At 55.3% G+C, this 20,910-nt stretch carries 20 protein-coding genes; 7 read left to right on the forward strand and 13 right to left on the reverse strand.

The window, feature by feature from the left end; genetic code table 11:
• Nucleotides 1–16 precede the first annotated feature (16 nt).
• The 5 genes from yccS to ACT3R7_RS03035 all read right to left on the reverse strand — a co-directional run bounded on the left by yccS (nt 17) and on the right by ACT3R7_RS03035 (nt 5,435).
• A complete protein-coding gene (gene yccS / locus ACT3R7_RS03015) occupies nt 17–2,239 on the reverse strand; it encodes a YccS family putative transporter (RefSeq protein WP_496198804.1) in 2,223 nt (740 codons plus the stop codon).
• Between the two features lie 90 nt (nt 2,240–2,329).
• Nucleotides 2,330–3,337, reverse strand: a complete 1,008-nt coding sequence (locus ACT3R7_RS03020) for a zinc-binding dehydrogenase (protein WP_496198805.1) — start codon at nt 3,335–3,337, stop codon at nt 2,330–2,332.
• Nucleotides 3,338–3,507: 170 nt separating this feature from the next.
• On the reverse strand, nt 3,508–3,864 hold the full coding sequence (locus ACT3R7_RS03025) for a hypothetical protein (protein ID WP_192536814.1): 357 nt from the start codon (nt 3,862–3,864) through the stop codon (nt 3,508–3,510).
• Nucleotides 3,864–4,136: an HU family DNA-binding protein gene (locus tag ACT3R7_RS03030; protein ID WP_018918476.1), complete on the reverse strand. Its 273-nt coding sequence runs from the start codon at nt 4,134–4,136 to the stop codon at nt 3,864–3,866. The genes ACT3R7_RS03025 and ACT3R7_RS03030 overlap by 1 nt, the downstream gene beginning before the upstream one ends.
• A 105-nt stretch (nt 4,137–4,241) precedes the next feature.
• Nucleotides 4,242–5,435 carry an NAD(P)/FAD-dependent oxidoreductase gene (locus ACT3R7_RS03035; protein ID WP_496198806.1) on the reverse strand — a complete coding sequence of 398 codons (1,194 nt, stop codon included), beginning with the start codon at nt 5,433–5,435 and terminating at the stop codon, nt 4,242–4,244.
• Nucleotides 5,436–5,521: 86 nt separating this feature from the next.
• On the opposite strand from ACT3R7_RS03035, the gene ACT3R7_RS03040 reads away from it, so the two are divergent.
• The 6 genes from ACT3R7_RS03040 to ACT3R7_RS03065 all read left to right on the forward strand — a co-directional run bounded on the left by ACT3R7_RS03040 (nt 5,522) and on the right by ACT3R7_RS03065 (nt 10,709).
• Nucleotides 5,522–6,079, forward strand: coding sequence for a chorismate--pyruvate lyase family protein (locus tag ACT3R7_RS03040; protein WP_192536816.1), 558 nt, complete (start codon nt 5,522–5,524; stop codon nt 6,077–6,079).
• Nucleotides 6,080–6,114: 35 nt separating this feature from the next.
• A complete protein-coding gene (ubiA, locus tag ACT3R7_RS03045) occupies nt 6,115–7,005 on the forward strand; it encodes a 4-hydroxybenzoate octaprenyltransferase (RefSeq protein WP_192536817.1) in 891 nt (296 codons plus the stop codon).
• Nucleotides 7,006–7,113: 108 nt separating this feature from the next.
• Nucleotides 7,114–7,803 carry a phosphate regulon transcriptional regulator PhoB gene (gene phoB, locus ACT3R7_RS03050; protein ID WP_018918480.1) on the forward strand — a complete coding sequence of 230 codons (690 nt, stop codon included), beginning with the start codon at nt 7,114–7,116 and terminating at the stop codon, nt 7,801–7,803.
• Between the two features lie 2 nt (nt 7,804–7,805).
• Entirely contained in the window at nt 7,806–9,098 is a 1,293-nt protein-coding gene (gene phoR / locus ACT3R7_RS03055; RefSeq protein ID WP_192536818.1) for a phosphate regulon sensor histidine kinase PhoR, read from the forward strand.
• A gap of 307 nt (nt 9,099–9,405) precedes the next feature.
• Entirely contained in the window at nt 9,406–9,780 is a 375-nt protein-coding gene (locus tag ACT3R7_RS03060) for a hypothetical protein (RefSeq protein WP_496198807.1), read from the forward strand.
• Between the two features lie 611 nt (nt 9,781–10,391).
• Nucleotides 10,392–10,709 carry a hypothetical protein gene (locus ACT3R7_RS03065; RefSeq protein ID WP_192537433.1) on the forward strand — a complete coding sequence of 106 codons (318 nt, stop codon included), beginning with the start codon at nt 10,392–10,394 and terminating at the stop codon, nt 10,707–10,709.
• A gap of 123 nt (nt 10,710–10,832) precedes the next feature.
• On the opposite strand, the gene cysZ is transcribed toward ACT3R7_RS03065, so the two are convergent.
• The 6 genes from cysZ to ACT3R7_RS03095 form a co-directional block, all read right to left on the reverse strand.
• Nucleotides 10,833–11,573 (reverse strand): sulfate transporter CysZ, encoded by a 741-nt coding sequence (gene cysZ, locus ACT3R7_RS03070; protein WP_192537434.1) that lies wholly within the window; start codon nt 11,571–11,573, stop codon nt 10,833–10,835.
• A gap of 77 nt (nt 11,574–11,650) precedes the next feature.
• On the reverse strand, nt 11,651–12,376 hold the full coding sequence (gene phoU, locus ACT3R7_RS03075; RefSeq protein ID WP_192537435.1) for a phosphate signaling complex protein PhoU: 726 nt from the start codon (nt 12,374–12,376) through the stop codon (nt 11,651–11,653).
• Between the two features lie 44 nt (nt 12,377–12,420).
• Nucleotides 12,421–13,236 (reverse strand): phosphate ABC transporter ATP-binding protein PstB, encoded by an 816-nt coding sequence (gene pstB, locus ACT3R7_RS03080; protein ID WP_192537436.1) that lies wholly within the window; start codon nt 13,234–13,236, stop codon nt 12,421–12,423.
• Nucleotides 13,230–14,639 (reverse strand): phosphate ABC transporter permease PstA, encoded by a 1,410-nt coding sequence (gene pstA, locus ACT3R7_RS03085; RefSeq protein ID WP_192537437.1) that lies wholly within the window; start codon nt 14,637–14,639, stop codon nt 13,230–13,232. The genes pstB and pstA overlap by 7 nt, the downstream gene beginning before the upstream one ends.
• Complete coding sequence (locus ACT3R7_RS03090; RefSeq protein WP_192537438.1) at nt 14,639–15,754, reverse strand: ABC transporter permease subunit; 1,116 nt, start codon at nt 15,752–15,754, stop codon at nt 14,639–14,641. Before ACT3R7_RS03090 ends, pstA begins: the two co-directional genes overlap by 1 nt.
• Before the next feature lie 98 nt (nt 15,755–15,852).
• Complete coding sequence (locus ACT3R7_RS03095) at nt 15,853–16,803, reverse strand: PstS family phosphate ABC transporter substrate-binding protein (RefSeq protein ID WP_412767940.1); 951 nt, start codon at nt 16,801–16,803, stop codon at nt 15,853–15,855.
• An 84-nt stretch (nt 16,804–16,887) separates the two neighbouring features.
• On the opposite strand from ACT3R7_RS03095, the gene ACT3R7_RS03100 reads away from it, so the two are divergent.
• On the forward strand, nt 16,888–17,301 hold the full coding sequence (locus ACT3R7_RS03100) for an acyl-CoA thioesterase (RefSeq protein ID WP_192537439.1): 414 nt from the start codon (nt 16,888–16,890) through the stop codon (nt 17,299–17,301).
• A 114-nt stretch (nt 17,302–17,415) separates the two neighbouring features.
• Here the strand turns inward: ACT3R7_RS03100 and ACT3R7_RS03105 are convergent, their stop codons facing one another.
• Both ACT3R7_RS03105 and uvrD read right to left on the reverse strand, forming a co-directional pair.
• Nucleotides 17,416–18,504 carry a TRAP transporter substrate-binding protein gene (locus ACT3R7_RS03105; protein WP_192537440.1) on the reverse strand — a complete coding sequence of 363 codons (1,089 nt, stop codon included), beginning with the start codon at nt 18,502–18,504 and terminating at the stop codon, nt 17,416–17,418.
• A gap of 127 nt (nt 18,505–18,631) precedes the next feature.
• Complete coding sequence (gene uvrD, locus ACT3R7_RS03110) at nt 18,632–20,830, reverse strand: DNA helicase II (RefSeq protein WP_193091813.1); 2,199 nt, start codon at nt 20,828–20,830, stop codon at nt 18,632–18,634.
• Nucleotides 20,831–20,910 lie beyond the last annotated feature (80 nt).

Below are 20,910 nucleotides of genomic sequence, written 5' to 3' on the forward strand. Positions count from 1 at the left end.
GGCCTGCGGTGAAGTCTTACACCTTGGCACTAGCGCTGGTGGCATCTTCGATAGCGGCTGGCGTGCTGGTCAAGCGGTTGGCCGCTTCGCCCAGAGGCACTAGCTGTTCGGCAATCAGGCGTAGCTGGCTTTGAATGGGCCGATACAGCGTCAGCGCTTTCTCTTCCCCATTTTCCCGTTGAACGCTCTGCTCGTTTAGCTGCGCGAGTAGTTCGCTTGCCTGCTCATCCAGCGAGGCGATGAACTGGCGTTTATCCAACTGTTCGGACAGTTGCCCCAGCAGTTCGCTGATACGCTTGGCAGAAGGCATCGATGCCGCGTCTTCCTCATCTTCCGCCAGACGATGACGGTGGGCGCCCAGCGCTGAGAGGTGGCTCAACAGCGTATTGGAAAGCACCAGAAAGCGCAGGCCATTGTCGGCATCCTGCTTACGGTAGTGTCCCGGCTCATGAAGCATATTGGTCAGCAGCGTAGAGAGCGCGGCATCGGCGTTATGGGCATTACGCCGGGCCAGGCGATAAGCCAAATCATCCTGCTTGCCCTCTTCATACTGATGAACAATTTCATCCAGATAGCGGCGGTGATTGGTAATCGCCTTTGCGGCTTCACGGTAGAGCCGACGGCCCTGCCAGTCGGGCAGAATGAAAAACACCGCAAGCCCTGCAATCAGCGAGCCAATCAAGGTATCAAACAAGCGCGGCCAGATAAGATCAAAGCCGTCGCCCACCTGATTAAAGCTGCACAGCACCAGCAAGGTGATGGAAGCTGTCGCCACGACATAACGTTTTTCCCGGTTGGCAAAAAAGGTGACACCGGCGGCCACCGCAATCACGCTCTGCACGCTTGGCTGGGGGAACAGGCTGATCGACACCCAGCCTGCCGTAAGGCCCAGCACCGTGCCCAAAATACGTTGGGAAAGAAAGCGCCGCGTCGTGGCGAAGTTAGGTCGACATACAAACAGGGTCGTCAGCAAGATCCAGAAGCCCTGCTCGGGGTCCAGCCACTGAAGCAAACCGTAGCCCACCATCAGCGCGGTTGTCAGGCGTACCGCATGACGAAAGGTGGGAGAGCCAAGCGTAAAGTTGAGCTGTACTCGCTTCCACGCTTCCAGCAGGCTGGAAGGCGAGCGATCATAAAGTGCGCTATCGCGACGGTCATCAGTGGTGTCCGGGTTATGCGCACTGGCAATCTGCGCTTCAAGCGTGGCAAGGTTACTGGCGAGTGCGTTAAGCGGATGCAGCAGGGCACGCCATTCGGGCTTGCCGCGTTCGCTTAAATTATCGATAGAGGCTCTCAGGTCAGCAAGCGCCTGTTCGCTCTGCTGGTGATCAAAGGGCCGGTTAAGCAGTAGTGATTTGGCCAACTGACGGCAGGCGCGCCCCTGCTGATCTAACAGCCGCTGGCAGCGAAACAGCACATCGTGGTGGAAAAACGCCTCGGTGAGCGCGCTATAAGGGTAGTGGGTCGAGCTTGCCCGCTCATGAATGTCCTGGGCAATAAAGTAGATGCGCAGATAGCGGTTAAGTTTTTGACTGCCGCGCTGGCCTTCCAGGCGACGAAAAATCATCTCTTTGGCCTGATTGAGCGCATCCACCACTTTGCCATTCTGGCGCGCCAGGGCCACTCGGCGAGCCTCGACATCGACGCCGCGTACCGGCTCAAACAGAGCCGATTTGAGTATCAAGAACTCGCCTAGCGCTTTATAGACTCGTGCCATGCTTTGTTTGACGGGCTGACGGGAAAAAAGCGCACACCAGATAACCGAAATAACCCCGTACCAGGCGGCGCCTGCTAACAGCAGCAGCTGGCGAGACGCCACGTCGGCATCCACGCCGCCATGCTGCTCAATATTGATCATTGAGTAGATCGATAAAATCAGCGTGCCGGAGGCAATCGTGGCGTACCGCTGACCGATAGCGCCCAACATGATCAGAGTGAACGTGGAGGTTCCCAGCCCTAGTGCAAATAGCCATGGCCAAGGGAAAAGCCACTGCACGATAAATGAGGCCAAGGTAAAACATATCAGCGTGACCAGCAGCGCCTGTAAGCGGCCCTGCCAGCTGTCATCGGTTTCGGAAAGGGCACAGGCGATAATTCCCAGAAAAAGCGGAATAACCAACGCTACATCGCCCATTATGCCGCTAAACAGTAGCGCTGCGCTGAACGCGATAAAAACGCGCAGACTATAAGCAAACTTATCGAGGGTCCAAAGACGCCGAAGCGGCAGTGAAATAGGCATAGATGCTCTTGTTGTGGGTCGCTGTTAGACTTTAGTATAAACGCTAAGCTTGGGTCGTTGCTATGGCTTGTGGCTTAACTTGGCGTGCGCCTAAGGCATTTCGACGACCCGTTTACCTAAATTATCCCCATTGAGTAAACCAATCAGCGCTGGCGCAACGCTATCCAGCCCGCCGGAAATTTTATCGAGCTTCCACGCGAGGCGTTTTTGAACGACTAACGGCTGCATAAATTGTTGAAAGGCATCCCAGTAACGCAAGTAGTCGGGCACGACAAAAGGATGAACCGCGACGTTTTTTTGCCTTAGCTGTGCAAAGTTATCAGGGCTTTTACGCGGATTACGGGTCTGATACTGGCTTACTAACCCACACAGCACAATGCGTCCGTTAGTAGCCATTGATTCAATCGCTGTCGTGAAGGCGCGCCCCCCGATATTTTCAAAGTTAAGCGTAATTCCAAAAGGCGCCGCGTGATGTAGCTGCTCGATATAATCCGGGCTGCGATGATTGAGTACGCTCTGAAATCCTTTGTCATGCAGCCAGGCGCGCTTGTCGGCCCGCCCGGCCGTGACGATGACGTTTGCCCCTTGGTGCTGGGCAAGCTGCGCCGCGATAGAACCCACCGCGCCTGCGGCGGCGCTGACCAGTACGCTATCTTGAGCAGTAGGCTGCCCCAAGCGCTGCATACCCACCCAGGCGGTAAATCCCGTCATTCCCAGCGGATGCAGGTAGGCTTCTGGATCGCTACCCTCCGGAACAGGGGTTAGCTGCTGCCCGTCAGAAGCAACGATCTCCTGCATGGGAAGGTGACCTACGACGAAATCGCCGCGCTTGAAAGAAGGCCTGTTGCTGGCAATTACTTCGGCCAACGTCCAGCCGGACAACGGGCTGCCGACGGCCCAGCGCTCGATATAGTCGTACCCGGCTGGCTGCATACGTGTACGCATATACGGATCAACGCTGATATAGCGGGGTTTTAACAGTAACCGTGGTGTTTTGGGCAGGCTAATCAATGTCTTTTGGATATGCTCAGGGCGTAGTTTGCCGGTAGGCAAGTGTGCAAGCTTTAAGCCTATCGTGGTTACTATGGATGCGGTCATGGCTATCCGGTTATCGAATTAACAGTGTTAACGTTACCGCGAATAAAAGCCCAAGGCGTATTTAAGGCGTGTTTAAAAAGTCGTGCTCATAACATTATGACGGGGAAATGATAGGCAAAGAGAGCAGGGGCCCGCCACCCAAGGGTGGCGGGTAACCGCTAGAAGTAGCGCTACAAATACTTCAGCAGCTTTTGCAGCTTGTTCATATCAGCGGAGTCACCGACAAGGCGTACCTCGCCGTTGAGCATTCCGTCGAGGAAGGCCTGCTGCGTTGGTTTCCTGAGGATACGTAACGCGGCGTCTTGATCGCGAAAGCGTAGCTCAAGATCCAGATCGACCGGCAAGCCTTTACCTGAAGTGATGCCTTTTGGCGTCATTCGGTAGTAACGGGCGACGGTTAAGTCTTCCGTGGCAATACCCCAGTCTAGGCCGCGCATTCGTTCAAGCTGTTCACGAAAGCGCGGCTTGCGGCGCAGGGCGCGTTTGAGCATAAAGCTCAGCAGCCACAGCGTCAGCTTGAGCTTCATTAGGAAACGGCGTCCTTAAGCGCTTTGCCCGGCTTGAAAGCAACGTTTTTGCTTGCCGGAATTTGTAGAGGAGCGCCTGTTTGTGGGTTTTTACCGGTGCGCGCTGCACGCTCACGAACAGTAAAGGTACCAAAACCGATCAAAGCCACATCTTCGCCTTTCGCGACGCTGTTGGTGATTTCATCCAGAATGACGTTCAGGACCTGGCCTGCTTTGTCTTTGGAGAGATCGGCACTTTCAGCGATGGCAGCAGCGAGTTCAGGTTTGCGCATAAGGAATTCCCCTCATTAAAATTAAGTATGACGTGTAGCGGTGTTATTAAAAACGCCACCCAGGCTGGGTTAGCTTATCTAGCCTAGTCGTGAACGCGGTGAAAATCAGCCCAGTAGCGCAGGTGCGGCTCTGGAAAGCTCCACTTTCCGTCTCACGCAGCCCCCTGTCAACGCAAAACCGACTAAATTCCCGTCTTTATCTTCGCCAAGCGCGCTCATGTCGCTCCCTTCGCCCTCAATTCGCCAGCGTTCGGGTGGGATAAGCGGCGGGTAGGCTACCACCGGCAATAGCGGTGTTTTAACGATAACGGGCCAGGCGCCGAAGCTTACCGGGGTTGGCGTGCCGGAAAGCGTTGCCGCCAGCGCCTTGGCGCAGGCCTGTAGCGGCTGGACATACATGGCGTTGATGCTGTCGATACAGGCAACGTCACCCAGGGCATAGATATGTGGATTCGAGGTACGCAGGTGACGGTCTACCTGAATACCCTGGTCAGAGACGGCAAGCCCTGCTGTTTTGGCTAACCCCGTTCTTGGGGCAAGGCCGGTGGCCAGTAAGACAATATCAGCGTTGATGACCGCGTCATTATCCAGTGTCAGCTTGACGCTGCTGTCCTCGCCGATGTCGATATCCTTCAGCGTGCGGCCAAGCGCCAACTGGATACCTGCTTCGCCAAAGGCTTCGCCCAGCGCAACGCCGAGCGGTTCAGGCAGTAGTCTGGGCAGCGGAGTGGTTTCCGGCGCAATCAGACTTATCTGATGGCCGCCCGCGTGCAGGTCATTGGCGAATTCGCAGCCCACCAGACCCGCGCCGATAATGGCAATGCGCGCAGGCCGCTCATGCAGAGCGGTGTAAAATCGACGGTAGTCATCCAGATCGTTAATAACAAAAAAGTGCTGGGACACACTTGCTGGAATGGCAAACGGTGCCCGGGGCTCGGCACCGGTGGCAAGTACCAGGGCATCGTAGCCCAGCGTTTGTCCATTGCTAAGCCAAAGCGTTTGGGTGTCTGCAGATACCTGCTCTACCGGGGTAGAGGCCATGACCTGGATATTCAGCTCTTCAGCAAGGTCGGTGGCTGACTGCCTCGCCAGTTGGTCGGGTTTGAGCCCTTTCGCAAATCCGGTCGAGAGAAGCGGTTTGCTGTAATCATCGCCGCTGTCGGCACTGATCAGCGTGATGCTGCGCTGATCGCCCAGACGGCGTAACGCTCGGGCAAGCCCAATGCCTGCCATTCCCGTGCCGATAATGATCAGCTCGGCGTGGGCGCTGGTGGAATCAACCGTATGTGATGCAGGCATGCCATCCCCAAATAGTCAGTGCAACAAAAGCCAATAAGACCACCATGTTACACTACCCGCTCTGTTTTTTTGCCCAGGAGTACTCGGTGGCGACTTCCTCTTTTCGGCAAGCACACGCTTTCCCTGTTTGGCAGCCCGTGGCCGCGCTGCGCCCTACCATGAGTGCTTCGTGGTGGCAGTGGGTGGCTTCTACTGATTCGTTAACCGCCCGCCTGACGGCAGCAGGGAGTGAAAGGCCATTTCGTGTGCGCCTTTTACGCCAAGGCGTCGGCATGCCCCAGCCAGACGAAGCCCAGGCCTTGGGGCTCGCGTTACGTCATTATGCCTGGCTACGTGAGGTGGCACTTTGCGTGGGCGATACGCCCTGGGTAGTGGCTCGCTCGGTGGCGCCTCTGACGCAGTTAAAGGGGCAGCATCTGGAGAAACTGGGCGAGCGCTCGCTGGGCAGCTGGCTATTTCGTCAGCCTGATTTGATCCGCGGCCCGCTTGAGGCCACCGTCTGTGTTCCACGCTTTGCTTACCCAACGGATGCCGAGAGCCTTTGGGGGCGGCGCTCCGTATTTCAGCACGCCGGGCTTTCACTGCTCGTGCAGGAGTACTTTTTATCCTCTATGGCTAATGATCTTCGCCTGCCTTCGCGGTAGGCTTGCTCGGCATCTCTTCTTTTCGTGAGGTAAGCATGGATCGTTCTTTGTTGCGGCCAACCGGGTGGGCGCGATTGGCAGATTTTTTACACTTGATGCGGCTGGACCGCCCCATTGGTACTTGGCTATTGATGTGGCCGACCCTGTGGGCGCTCTGGGTGGCAGCGGAAGGTGTGCCGGGCCGTAACGTACTGCTTATTTTTGTGGCGGGTGTATATGTAATGCGCGCTGCGGGGTGTGTGGTGAACGATTATGCCGACCGGCATTTTGATGGCCACGTAAAGCGCACCAAAAATCGCCCGCTGGCAACCGGACGTATCAGTGAAACCGAAGCCCAGCTGCTGTTTATCGGCCTAGTGGCGGTCGCGTTTATTTTAGTGCTGCTCACCAACTGGTTTACGGTGCTCTTATCGCTGGGCGGGGTCGTACTGGCGTTTATTTATCCGTTTATGAAGCGCTACACCCACTTTCCTCAGGTGGTGCTCGGGGCGGCTTTTTCCTGGGCGATCCCCATGGCGTTTGGCGCCGTATTAGGGCATGTACCGCTAGATGCCTGGCTACTTTTTTTTGCCAACGTGCTGTGGACGGTGGCCTACGATACTCAGTACGCCATGGTTGATCGTGATGATGATTTGAAAATCGGCATTAAATCAACGGCAGTGCTTTTTGGTGACGCAGATCGTCTGATCATTGGCTTGTTGCAGATCGCCACGCTCGCGCTTTTGGCCTGGGTCGGCGTGCGCGTCGGGTTAGGCGGCTTTTTCTGGCTGGGGCTTGCCGGTATGGCGGCGACATTTATCCATCAGCAGCGCCTGATTCGTCATCGTGAGCGTGACCCGTGCTTCCAGGCATTTTTGAATAACCACTGGGCGGGGCTACTCATTTTTGCAGGCATTGCGCTTAGCGAATGGCCGGTTGTGGGCTAAGCCTGCTCAGCGCGATTAATGCTTGTCATATAAGTGTCATCAAGTCATGGTGTTATTGTCACTGAGATGTCATTGAATTTCCTTCTTTGAACACCGTGAGGCCCTGGGATGACCGCCAAGACCGTTTTGATTGTCGATGATGAAGCGTCTATCCGCGAGATGATCGCCGTAGCGCTGGAAATGGCGGACTATCGCGTGCTTGAAGCGGATAACGCCCAGGATGCCCACGCGCTGGTGGTAGACCATCAGCCCGACTTGCTACTGCTTGATTGGATGATGCCGGGCACCAGCGGTATTGAGCTGGCAAGACGCCTAAAGCGTGAAGAAGCGACGGCTGAACTGCCCATTATTATGCTCACCGCCAAAGGCGAAGAGGATAATAAGATTCAGGGGCTTGAGTCGGGGGCGGATGATTACATTACCAAACCTTTTTCACCGCGCGAGCTGGTCGCACGCCTGAAAGCCGTACTGCGTCGCGCCACGCCACGCGGCGTGGAAGACCCGATCGAAATCAATGGCCTGCTGCTGGATCCGGTTAGCCACCGCGTAAGCGCTCACGGTAAGGCGCTTGAAATGGGACCTACCGAATACCGCCTGCTGCAGTTCTTTATGACCCACCAGGAGCGGGCTTACACACGCAGCCAACTGCTCGATCAGGTGTGGGGCGGCAATGTCTACGTTGAGGAGCGCACCGTGGATGTCCATATACGGCGCTTGCGTAAAGCATTGGGCGAAGTGCATCAGAACCTGATCCAGACGGTACGGGGTACCGGTTATCGCTTCTCTGCCCGGGTGTAATTGTGCGCCTGTGGAGCCGTGAGCTGTGGCGCATTGCCTGGTTAGCGACCATTGGGGTTTGCCTGGGATGGCTATTGGGTTCGGCAGGGCTGGGGTTGTCGGCCGGATTGGCCGTCTGCTTGTTCTACCATCTACGTCAGCTACGCGTGCTTTTTCAGTGGCTCACCCTCAATCCGCATAATGAACCGCCCGCGGCCAGTGGCATGTGGGGGGATCTGCTTGATCGTCTTTATCGCTATCAAAAAAGCCAGCGTATCACCCAGGGACGATTACGGGCGACGCTGGCACGCATTCAGGAATCCTCTGAGGCTATGCGCGACAGCGTAGTCATGCTTGACCGGCACGGTGATCTTGAGTGGTGGAACAGCGCCGCAACGAAGATGCTGGGCCTGCAGACAGCGCATGATCGTGGTCAGCACATCACCAATCTACTGCGCGACCCAGACTTTATCAGCTACTTCAATGCACGCAATTATAGCGAGCCGTTAACTCTGACCTCGCCGATTGATGAGCGTAGCGTCCTGCAATACCAGATTACCCTCTACGGTGACGATGAGCGCTTGGTGATGGCGCGGGATATCACCCGTTTACATCGCCTTGAGCAAATGCGCCGCGATTTCGTCGCCAATGTTTCCCACGAACTGCGTACTCCGTTGACCGTTCTTCTGGGCTATCTGGAAACCTATGGCGATCTGGCCGACCAGCTTCCGCCCCGCTTAGGCCGGGGTATTGAGAAGATGCAGGAGCAGACCCAGCGTATGCAAAATCTGGTGAATGATCTGCTGCTGCTGTCGCGTTTGGAGATTGATCAGGGTGGCGAAGATCATCAGCCGCTATCTATTGAGCGCCTTCTGAATAGTGTTTGTCAGGATGCACTCGCTCTATCGCACCACCAGCATAGCGTGCGTGTCGAGATTGAAAACGATGCGGGGTTGGTGGGGAGTGAGCAGGAAATTCGCAGCGCCATTTCCAACCTGACTTTTAATGCCGTGCGCTATACGCCGCCAGGTAGCCAGATTACTCTGCGCTGGATGGCAATGGCGAACGGTGATGCCTGTATCGAAATCGAAGATAATGGCCAGGGGATCGATCCTGTGCATATCCCCCGGCTAACCGAGCGTTTTTACCGCGTTGATAAAGGCCGCAGCACCACCACGGGCGGTACGGGGTTAGGGCTTGCCATCGTTAAACACGTATTGTTACGTCATGATGCGCAGCTTCAGGTTGAGTCACATCCTGGTGAAGGCGCTCTATTCCGCTGTGTTTTTCCTGCCGTTCGATTGGCTGTCCTTTAAAGCCCTCTTCTTTTGCCTTTTAATAATCCTTGTACAAGTGTGTCACGATGTCAGTCAATTATGGTCAAAGGTTACCCATGTGCCATTTTTAACCAGTATGTGCTCCATTTAAACGGCAATAGAAAAGCTATTTGGCATGTGGGTGTTTTTGTAAGATGTTGTTTTATATTAAATATTTATTTTTTTGTCATTTTTGGCATTGGTCCTGCAATACTTTAAGCAAGGAAGACTACCGCAGGAAATGGTAAGCCAGGATGGCGCTTCCTTAAAATTATGCGGTATTAAACAGCGATCTAGGAGACGGAATATGATGTCCAAGGAACTACTCAAGAAAGCTGGTATTTTAGGTGTAACATTTGGTCTGATGGCAAGCCCATTTGCGTTTGCTCAAGAACCAGCTAACCCAAGCGGTAATATTTCTCCAGATGAGCAGCCGGTTGAATCTCAATCACACGATTCTACACAAGCAGGCTCTTCTGACTACGATCAAGACGATCTGATTCACGAAGAAGGCGATAACGCAGCGCATAACGATGGCGCAATGGGTTCCACGCACTCTGGCAATCATACCGATAATGACGCAATGGGCTCTGGCCCAACTGGCGAAACTTCAGGTGGCGATACCTCTTTTGAATCTGACGATTTACCCAAAGAGAATAGTTCAGTAACGACTGAGCAATAAAAGTCATCATGTTTTTATAGATGCTCAGGAAGAGCTAGCATGGGATAAGGATTTCCCACTGCATGGATGCTCACTGATTCAAGGAACGAATCAAGCGACAATCAGAACGTTAGTCAGGGTAAATTCCAAGGTTGGAGTCCCGCAAAAGGAAAGGAAGCTAACGTTAGATATTGTCCATAGCTACGAGATCAAGACCCTGCCACGGCGGGGTCTAATCTTTTGTGGGAAAAAATATTTTTTTTGAAAATGAAATTTGTTGCTCTGCTTTGATGCTTTAGGTGACTGCCAGCCTGATTTTAATAGGCTCACCACCTAGTTTTTTAAAACACAATACGCCCTGCGACTACACAGTGTGCCACTTTGGTTGAATAACAAAGGCGCATGTGCCATTATTACGCAACACGTTAGCGTGCTATCTATTTGTGCGACGGTGTTTTGCGTGCAACGTTTATTCAGCATGTGCCTGATATTTAAAGCTAATATTTATATATGGCATTGTTGGCATTTCTAATGCAAAAGATAGATGAGAGCGATAGCCGCTAGACGATTAGCTGGGCATTAGCTATAGCTATCAACCTTATAAGCGGCATTCATGTTATCAGGAGTAAGTCATGTTATTTAAAGCAATGGTAAAAAAAGTAGGTATCTTCAGTGTTTCTTTGGGCCTTATCGCAAGCCCGCTGGCATTTGCGCATAGCTCTATCGAGTTAAACAAAGATCGCTCTGTCGGTGAGATTACTCATCAGTCACAGTCCACCCGTACGTCTGAGTCAGCCACTTACTCTGCGAACGAGCTGAACCACGGTGACAGCGATCGTATGAACACTAACTACTCGCCGACTAGCCAGCAAGAGAGTGACCGTCAAAACACAAGCTCTTACAAAGCGTCTGATTTAACGCGCGATGAAGGCGACAGCACTGATTGGTAAGCCTTTTCTACTCTAAGTTAATAAAAACCTAGGGTGGTAAGAAACAAAGGTAGTAAGAAAAATTAGCAAGCATAAAAAACCCCGCTCATGCGGGGTTTTTGCGTTTCAGAACTAACCACTCGGCTATGCAGAGCCTTGGTGCGTGAGTTCGCGAGCCGTGCGGTAATGTTGGTCCCACATCAAGACGGCGCCTGCCACCGCGCCGGGTATCAGAAAGAGGTTGGCCAGTGGTATCCAGGTGATCAGGGTTACCAAGCCGCCATAGCTAAGGCTTTGCCACCAGCGCTTGGTAAGCCGTTGGCGCATATCTTTAAATGCGACCTTATTATTATCCATGGGATAGTCTAAGTAAGTAATGGCCATGATCCATGCTGAAAATAGCCCCCATAGCAGAGGCGCAAAAAGATTCAGTCCCGGTATCCAACTGATAATAAACAGCGCAATGGCGCGGGGGGCGATATAGCCTAGCTTAACCAATTCCCGGCCTACGGCATCAATCGCCGTTTTGGTCAGTCCCCGGTCATCCAGCGGAATTCGTCCGGTTGCCTGAATTTCCACTTTCGACGCCAGAAAGCCGTAAAAAGGTGCCGCGATAAGGTGAGTGATCAAGGTAAAGGTAAAAAACACCACGGCGAGTAAGCTAATCATGAAAAGCGGCCAGATCAGCCAGGAGAGCCAGTCAAGCCAGGTAGGTACCAGGCTCATCCAGTGATCCAGCCAGCCGGAAAAGCGATTGACCACAACGCCTAACATGGCGCCATAAACAAGGATATTGACGAGGATAGGCAGGAAAATATATCGCCGCAGACCCTTTTGATAGACCAGGCGCGTGCCCTGCTTAAGCGCTGTTATCGCATCCAACATGTCACTCATTCCTCATAAACGCAGACGTCCAGGCTGGTGTCAGCCCAGACGTATTGCAAGAGGAAATGCCTCGTGGGTCAAGGCTTTTTCGCTACCTTCTGATCGACGGTGTCCAGGTCGCTATGGCGAATATCGAGCCCCTTGACGAGGTATACCACGTACTCCGCCAGATTGTCGGCATGGTCACCAACGCGCTCCAGTGCGCGCAGTACCCACATGATGCTGAGTATGGAGCTAATCGAGCGCGAATCTTCCATCATGAAGGTCATTAGCGAGCGCATGGCACTGCCGTACTCATCATCGACCGACTCGTCTTCACGCACAACCTGCATGGCCAGCTCGGTATCGAAGCGGGCAAAGGCTGTCAGTGCATCGCGCAGCATTTTGCGTACGTGCTCGCTGATATGACGAACCTCGATCAACCCGCGAACCGGGCTGCTGTTTTCGCTGAGCAGTAGCGCATTGCGGGCAATTTTACTCGCCTCATCGCCGATACGCTCAAGGTCCGAGGTCGCGCGGATCACGGCGAGCACCAAGCGTAAATCCGACGCTGCTGGCTGACGGCGCGCCAATACGCGGGTGCACTCTTCATCGATTTGCAGCTGCAGATCATTAACCTGGCGATCATTGTCACGCACTTTTTCAGCTAAGCGGGTGTCACCTTCAAGCAACGCGTGGACGGCGTCCTGCACCTGCTTTTCCACCAGCCCGCCCATGGTCATCAGGTGGGTTTTCAACTCTTCCAGCTCTTGGTTGAACTGGCGTGAGATATGCTGGCTGTGGGTATCGCTCGTAATATCCATTGAGCACTCCTGAGATAAGGTCGGTTAGGCCCGGACTATTGTTTTCAAGTCATGCGGCCGGTGATGTAGTTTTCGGTGCGTTGTAAGCGCGGGTTAGTGAAGACTTGATCGGTAGGGCCATACTCAACAAGTTCTCCAGTGTGTAAAAAAGCGGTGTAATCGGATACCCGGGCGGCCTGCTGCATATTGTGAGTTACAAGAACAAGCGTAAGCTGCGATTTAAGATTACGGATCAATTCCTCGATCTTTAACGTTGAAATCGGATCAAGCGCTGATGCTGGCTCATCGAGTAGCAGTACATCGGGCTGGACGGCTAGCGTCCGGGCAATCACCAAACGCTGCTGCTGGCCGCCTGAAAGCTGCCAGGCTGAGCGGTGAAGGCGATCCTTTACTTCGTCCCACAGCGCCGCTGAGGTAAGCGCCCACTCGATGATGTCATCACGCTGCCGTTTGGGCAGGCGGTGTTGTAAACGCAAGCCAAAGGCCACGTTTTCATAAATCGACATGGGAAACGGGTTAGGGGTTTGAAACACCATCCCCACTCGGCGGCGCAGCTCGGTCACGTTCATCTGCGGGGCGTAGATATCCTGCCCTTCAAGCTGAATATTCCCACTGTGCGCCACGCTCTCATTAAGATCGTGCAGCCGGTTAATGGCGCGCAGCAGGGTGGACTTGCCACAGCCTGACGGGCCAATAAATGCCGTTACCCGGTGGCGCGGTATGCTAAGCGTTAAGTCGCGCAGGGCCGATTTCCCCGCATAAGCAAGGGTAAACTGGTTGATGCTCAGGGCGCTGTGCTCGGACGAAAAGTGCGTCACCGGCGCCTGAGAGGCTGTGGCTGAATCTAATGACGCTAGCATTCGCTTCCTCGTTGGCGCCTAAAATAATGACGCAGAAATATGGCAGTAAGATTAAGCACCAGCACAATGAGCACTAAAAGAAGTGCCGTGGCGTACACCAGTGGCATAGCAGCCTGTACATCCTCGCCATGAAAGGCGGTGTCAAATAGATGATAGCCAAGATGCATGAACTTGCGCTCTAGATGTAAATAAGGGAATTCACCGTCCACGGGCATTTGCGGGGCCAGCTTGGCGACGCCCACCAGCATCAGTGGCGCCACTTCGCCGGCCGCACGGGCAACCGCGAGGATAACCCCGGTCAGCATGGCGGGTATGGCCATGGGCAGGACAATGCGCACCAGCATTTCCAGGCGCGTGGCGCCTAGTGCCACCGCCCCTTCACGCTGAGCATCAGGAATACGTGCCAGCCCCTCTTCGGTCGCCACAATCACGACCGGTAGCGTTAACAATGCCAGGGTTAAAGATGCCCACAAAAGGCCGCCGGTGCCGAAGGTCGGTGAGGGCAACGTATCGCTGAAAAACCAGCTATCAAGCGTGCCGCCAATGCCGTATACGAAAACGCCCAGGCCAAACACGCCATACACAATCGATGGTACGCCGGCCAGATTACGTACTCCAATACGTACCAAGCGGGTAAGGCGGTTCTGGTGGGCGATTTCATTGAGATAGATGGCCGCTAGCACCCCAAAAGGCGTCACGATCACCGACATTAAGATGACCATCAGTACGGTGCCAAAAATAGCCGGCCAGACACCGCCGCCCGTATTGGCGGCACGTGGACCCTGGCTCAAGAACTGCCAGACGTTTCGGCTCCAGGTGTGCATTTTCTGCCACCAGGACATGGCGTTAGGCGCCAGCGCCTGGCTGACACCGCTCAGTGATTGACGCAGTGTCTGGCCATCGGTGGTTACTAGCAGAAGCTCGGCATCAGGGCGTTCCGCCTGGGGCAGGGCGAGCGCCTGAGTTAGATAACGCCATGCCTGGTCTTCACGGAGCAACTGCCCGCCCGTTTCCACGCCGGCTAAGCGGCCGATAAAATCACCCCACGGGTTACGTTCCAGGCGAATCAGGTCGCTTGGCGTGCTGCGTGAGACGATGTCGTCCAGATTTACCCAGCGCCAGCTAACGCCGTCGATGTCCCGGTTCGCCGTAAAGTAAAGCCGTTCAAAGCCCTCTGCTTGCGGTAGCGGGGCCTCGCGGGTCGGCTGCCCGGCGACGCTTGCACCTGAGCGCAGGGTAATTTCTTCAAGCGTGGCGGGCCAAAAATGACCTAATCCGCGTACCACCAAGAGCGCTAACAAGGCCGCTAGCATTAAAAGTGATAAAGCGACGCTAGCGGCACATAACCATGGCCAAAGCGCGTCCAGCAGGCGTCGGCGAGGTGTATTTGAGAAGCGGCTCATTAATGGCGCCCCGCTTTATGATACCGGCGTCGCATGCGTGAACGGACTACTTCAGCCAGGGTATTAACCAAAAACGTAAAGATAAACAGCACCAGAGCAGCAAGTATCAAATGGTGGTAGGTAAGCCCGCCGGGCGAGGCTTCGGGAAGCTCAATGGCAATGGCCGCTGCCATGGAACGCATGCCTTCAAAAGGACTGACACTCAACAACGCCATGTTGCCACTGGCCATCAGCACAATCATGGTTTCCCCGACAGCACGCCCCGCGCCAATCATCACCGCCGAGAAAATGCCGGGGCCAGCAGCCGGTAAGGCAACTTTCCAGAGCGCCTGCCAGCGGCTGGCGCCCAGCGCTTGGGCACCCTCCATTAAGCTTGTTGGCACATCAGCTAAAGCATCCTCTGCCAGGGCGTAGATGCTGGGTATAACGGCAAACCCCATGGCGATACCCACAATCAGCGCATTGCGGGTGGCGTAATCCATTCCCCAGTGCTGCTCGAGCAGGCGGCGCAAGTCGCCGCCTAACAAAAACTTCTCAAGCAGGGGGGCAAACCACAGCGCCAAAAGCACCATGCACACGAGCCAGGGCAAAAGCCACAGGCCGGCCCATGAAAGGGGCAGCCACTGACGCCAGCGCGATGCGGCCATGTGCCAGAGGACACCTGCCAAGCCCGCGCTGATAGGTAACCAGATCAATAGCGCCAGGGTGCTGGCCAGATGACGCTCAACCCAAGGGGCAAGCACTAAACCGGCAATAAACCCCACCACCACGCCGGGTATCGCTTCCATCATTTCAAGTGTTGGCTTAACGCGGCTGCGTAGGCGAGCCGACATAAATAGAGCCGAATACATCGCGGCTCCCAGGGCTATCGGCAGGGCAAATAGCATGGCAGCCAGAGCGGCTTTTAACGTTCCCCAGGCCAGCGGCGAGAGTTTGCTGAAGGCAAACGTTTGATCCCATGCCAGCAGAGGCAACGTTTCCCAAACGAGAAACACGCCGATCGCCAAAATCGCCAGCAATACACCAATACCGCCAGCAGTAATCAGACCGGTGGCTATACGGTTTTTTAACTGGCGTAGTGGCTGGCGAGAAACAGCAGCGCGAGGTGGGGTCATATCAACATCATAAGAGAGCCGGGGCCGTCATGAAGAGGGTTTGCATGGTGAATTCTCCTTACTCTAAGTCATTTTTATGACAATTAGATGATAGTTACCTACCAGGTACGCTGAGCATCTATATCGTTATCGGGAAGCGGCACAAACCCCGCTGCGCGGGCAATGCGCTGGCCTTCCTCGGATAAAATAAGTGCTAGCAGGGCTTGGTCAGCCGGTGGTAGCGAATCGCCGGGCGGTAAGTTAACGTACAGGTACAGGTCGCGCGATAGCGGGTACTCGCTGCGCTGAATGGCCTGCTCACTAGGCGCGATTTCAGCGCCTTCCTGGGTAATTAGGCTTAGCGCATGAACCATCGGCGTCAGGTGGTTATAGCCTGCATAGCCCATGGCGTTGGGAGACTCTCCCACTGCGGCAACCACCGCTGAGGAGCCAGGATGTTCGCTGATATCAGGCCTGAAATTGCCGCCGCAAAGCACCTCGGCCTGAAATAGCCCATGGGTGCCCGAGGCTAAATTACGCCCATGCAGGGCGATGCTTCCATACGGCCAGTCACGTGTGGTGGCCAATTCGTCCCAGCGTCTTATTGGAGCTTCGGCACCACACGTCTGGTCAGTGGAGAAAATAGCGTCGGCCTGCTTACGCGTGATGGCTCCTAACGGGTTATGCCGGTGCACGACCAGAATCAGTGCGTCCTTCGCCACTTTGAGTTCCAGCGGCGGATAGCCATATCGGTCGATAAACGCCTGACGTTCGCCAGCATACATCGGGCGTGACATAAGCCCCAACCGGGTAGTACCTGCCGTTAATGCGGGGGGGACGCTGGCCGACCCGGTGGCTTGAAACTGCAGGTTAACCTCAGGGTAGCGGGCGGTGAGTGACTCGCCCCAGCGCAACATTAGCCCGGCCATGGTGTCAGAGCCAATAACGCCCAGCGTGCCGCTAATCGGTTGAGGTTGCCCCCAGACCGCTGATGCGCATAGCATTAGCGCCATGGCGAGCGTTAAACGCAGACGCGGCTTCTTGCCCGACGATAAACCGATACGCTTCAAACGAGTTTCCTCTTATGATTAACTAGCGTTTTTATATTGCAATGCAGCACTAGCACAACAATAACCTTATTAAGCGACCAACTAATGACACTTTTAGAAACCGACCTGGACGATGTCCCCGCGCCTCAAGGACAGCTCACCCTAAAATTACTGGCTTCTCGACAGGATACCAACCTTTACGGCGATATTTCGGGCGGGTGGCTGGTCAATCATATGGATCAGGCGGCAGAACTGGCGGCAGGGCGTGAAGCAGGCGGGCGAACATCGACAGTGGCGATTGAGTCGATGGACTTTTTAAGCCCAGTACGTGTTGGCTCGATGGTGAGCATTTATACCCAAGTAAAAGAGATTGGCCACAGCTCGATTAAAATTGATGTGGAAGTTTGGGTGCGCCCGCCTCTGGGACGACGTCTTGAAGAGCGCCAAAAGGTGACCGAAGCGCTATTTGTTATGGTGGCACTGGACGACAATGGGCGTATTCGCGCCGTTCACAGCTAATATTCTGTCTAGCTATTATCCGTTTTAACCATCATCCGTTATAACGATCAGGGGCGCCGAAGCGCCCCTGGTTCATGCAAACATTTTTATCCAAACGTCATCAGTCGATAACGCTTAGCCGCCCACTTTATCGCGGCCTTTCAGATAGGCATATTCGCCGATATCACTGAACGGACGAATAACCTTCTGGAAGGCAGAGTAGGACTCATAAACGCGGCGCGAGTCTTCGTCGTTTTCGACCTGATTCTGAATCACTTGCTGCGATGACTCATAAAGCGCCTGGATCACATCCTCTGGGAACTCGCGCAGCTCAACACCGTGCTCATCCACCAGTGTTTCAAGCGCCTGGGCGTTGCGGAAGGCGAACTCGGTGTACATGGCCAGGTTGGAGGCGCGTGCTGCTTCGCGGATAACGTCCTGGAGATCTTCCGGCAGGGCGTTCCAAGCATCCAGGTTGATCATGGTCTCGACGGTAGCCGTCGGCTCGTTCCACACCGTGGTGTAGTAGTAGTCGGCGACCTGATGCAGACCAAACGCCATATCGTTGTAAGGGCCTACCCAGTCGGCAGCATCCAGCACGCCGGTTTGCAGCGAGGTAAAAATCTCAGACCCCGCCATGTTGACGGTGCTCACCCCGATGCCGTTCATGGCTTCACCGGCAAGGCCTGGCAGGCGCAGTTTGAGGCCCTGCATATCAGCTAGCGAGTTGATCTCTTTTTTGAACCAGCCCGCCATCTGCGGGCCTGTGTTGCCCACGGCAAACGGTTTGAGGTTATGCTTGGCATAAATCTCATCCCACAGCTCCTGGCCACCGCCGTGATACAGCCACGCATTCATCTCGGTGGTGGTCATGCCGAAAGGCACGGCCGTAAAAAACTGTGCAGCGGCTAGCTTGCCGCGCCAGTAATAAGGCGTGGAGTGGCCGATTTCAGCCGTTCCGGCGGCAACCGCATCAAACACTTCCAGGGCGGGCACCAGCTCGCCGGCACCGTGTACGCGGATGGTCATCCGGCCGTTGGAAAGCTGCTCGACGCGCTTGGCAAAGTCGTTGGCACCGGTACCCAGCGCCGGGAAATTTTTCGGCCAGGACGTGACCATGTCCCAGGTGTAGGTTTCTTGCGCGTGGGCGCTGGTTACGAAAGGTGCGGCGGCGACACCGGCGGCACCCAGGCCGGCGGTTTTCAGGAATTGGCGGCGTTGCATGGCGGGCTTAACTCCGAGAAAGTATGATTTTTGTGTAATTGCACGTGAGCGCAAGTTTCCGCTCGTCAGTATGCGCTAATCCGGTTTTATTGGGCAACCTGCCGATTCATTTCACTTAATGCGCGCGCTATAGCGGGATTAGTTTGGCAAACCCCAGCACTAGCCATTTAACGCCATCGCCCTCAAAGCTGACCTGTACGCGTGCGCGGGCGCCTTCGCCCTCGGCGTTAAGAATCACCCCCTCGCCAAATACCGGGTGGCCCACGCGCTGGCCCACGTGCAGGGTCGGCAGGTCGCCATCGCCCTCCACACGTTGCTGGGCAAAGCTTGTGCGCGCCGCCGTCACCGGGCGCGAGATATGTCCGCGTAAGCGGACTTCTTCTAGCAGATGCGGGGGTAGTTCGCGCAAAAAGCGTGAGGGGCGGGGGAAGACCTCTTTGCCATGCATGCGACGGGTTTCCGCATGGGTCAGGTAAAGCTTTTGCATGGCGCGGGTAACGCCCACGTAGCAAAGCCTGCGCTCCTCTTCGAGCCGTCCTGGCTCTTCAATCGACATTTTATGCGGGAACAGCCCCTCTTCTACGCCGGCAATAAATACCACCGGAAACTCCAGACCCTTGGCAGAGTGAAGCGTCATCAACTGCACGCTATCTTCGAACTCCTCGGCCTCATGGTCGCCCGCATTAAGCGCCGCTTCGGAAAGAAAGGCTTCAAGTGCGGCCATGCCTTCGCCTGCTTCCGGCGTTTCAAACGCATCTCCCTGGGTAAAGGCGCGGGCGGCGGTCACCAGCTCTTCAAGGTTTTCGACCCGCGCCTGGCCTTTTTCACCGCGCTCGCTTTTATGGTGCTCAATCAGCCCGGTGTGCTCGGTGACATGATCGATGATTTCATAAAGCGTCAGGCCCGCAGCGTCGTTGTCGAGCTGCTCGATCAGGTTGGCAAAAGCCTGCACAGCATTGCCCGCGCGGCCTTTCAGCGTGCCGTCGCCCAACGCGTCGTGCAGTGCCTGCCACAGCGAGATGCTCTCGAGCCGGGCGCGGTGGCGCAGAATTTCCACGGTGCGGGTGCCGATGCCGCGGGTGGGCACGTTGATCACCCGCTCAAGGGAGGCGTCGTCATCGCGGTTGAGCAGCAGGCGTAAATAGGCCAGGGCATTCTTGATCTCCAAGCGCTCGTAGAAGCGGTGCCCGCCGTAAATACGGTAGGGCATCCCTTGGCGGATCAGGGTTTCTTCCAATAGCCGCGACTGGGCGTTGGAGCGATAAAGAATTGCGATATCGCGCCGATTGAAGCCTTCGTCGACCTTTTCTTTAATGGTATCGACGATATAGCGCGCTTCTTCCAGGTCGTTAAACCCGGCGTATACCGAAATGGGCTCGCCTTCGATACCGTCGGTCCATAGATTTTTACCCAGCCGCTCGCTGTTATGGCTGATCAGCGCATTGGCGGCATCCAGAATGGCGCTGGTCGAGCGGTAGTTCTGCTCAAGGCGGACCGTATGGGTTTCTGGAAACTCTTCTTCAAAGCGGCGAATATTTTCGACCTTGGCCCCGCGCCAGCCATAAATGGACTGGTCATCGTCGCCGACGGCGGTCATGGGGGTCTGCATGCCGGTGAGCAGTTTGAGCCAGGCGTACTGCAGCGTATTGGTGTCCTGAAACTCATCCACCAGCACGTGGCCAAAGCGCTCACGGTAGTGATTTAAAAGCGCTGGATTATCGCGCAGAAGCTCCAGGCTTCTCAGCAGCAGCTCGCCGAAATCCACCAAGCCGCCGCGCTCGCAGGTCAGCTGGTAGCGCTCGTAAAGCTCAACCATCTGGGCCAGATAGGCGTCGCCATCCACATTGACCTGATGCGGGCGCAGACCTTCTTCCTTACAGCCGCTGATAAACCCTTGCACCTGACGCGGCGGGAAGCGCTCATCGTCGATGGAGTAGTCTTTAAGCAGGCGCTTGACCAGGCGAAGCTGGTCATCGGAATCGATAATCTGGAAGTTTTGCGGAAGCCGCGCATCTTGCCAGTGAGTCCGCAGCAGGCGGTGAGCTATCGAGTGGAACGTGCCCACCCAGACATGGCGTAACGAAATGCCCTGCAGCGCTTCAAGGCGCGTGCGCATTTCGCGGGCAGCTTTGTTGGTAAAGGTGACCGCCAGCAGCGCGTAGGGCGATAAGCCTTCTGCATGCATCAGCCAGGCGATCCGGTGCACCAGTACGCGGGTTTTACCGGAACCGGCACCGGCCAGCACGAGAAGGTTACCCTGCGGGGCACTGACTGCCTCACGCTGAGCGGTGTTGAGCTGATCGAGTATCGCCGTGACGTCGTCCATAAAAGCCGCTGCCGGATCGAAAATGGGCGCCTAGTTTAGCACAGCAAACACACTGGCTGTGTATACAGGCGTCGGCGACA

It is taken from the genome of Halomonas sp. AOP43-A1-21 (assembly GCF_052376775.1).
Classification (GTDB): Bacteria; Pseudomonadota; Gammaproteobacteria; order Pseudomonadales; family Halomonadaceae; genus Vreelandella; species Vreelandella colorata.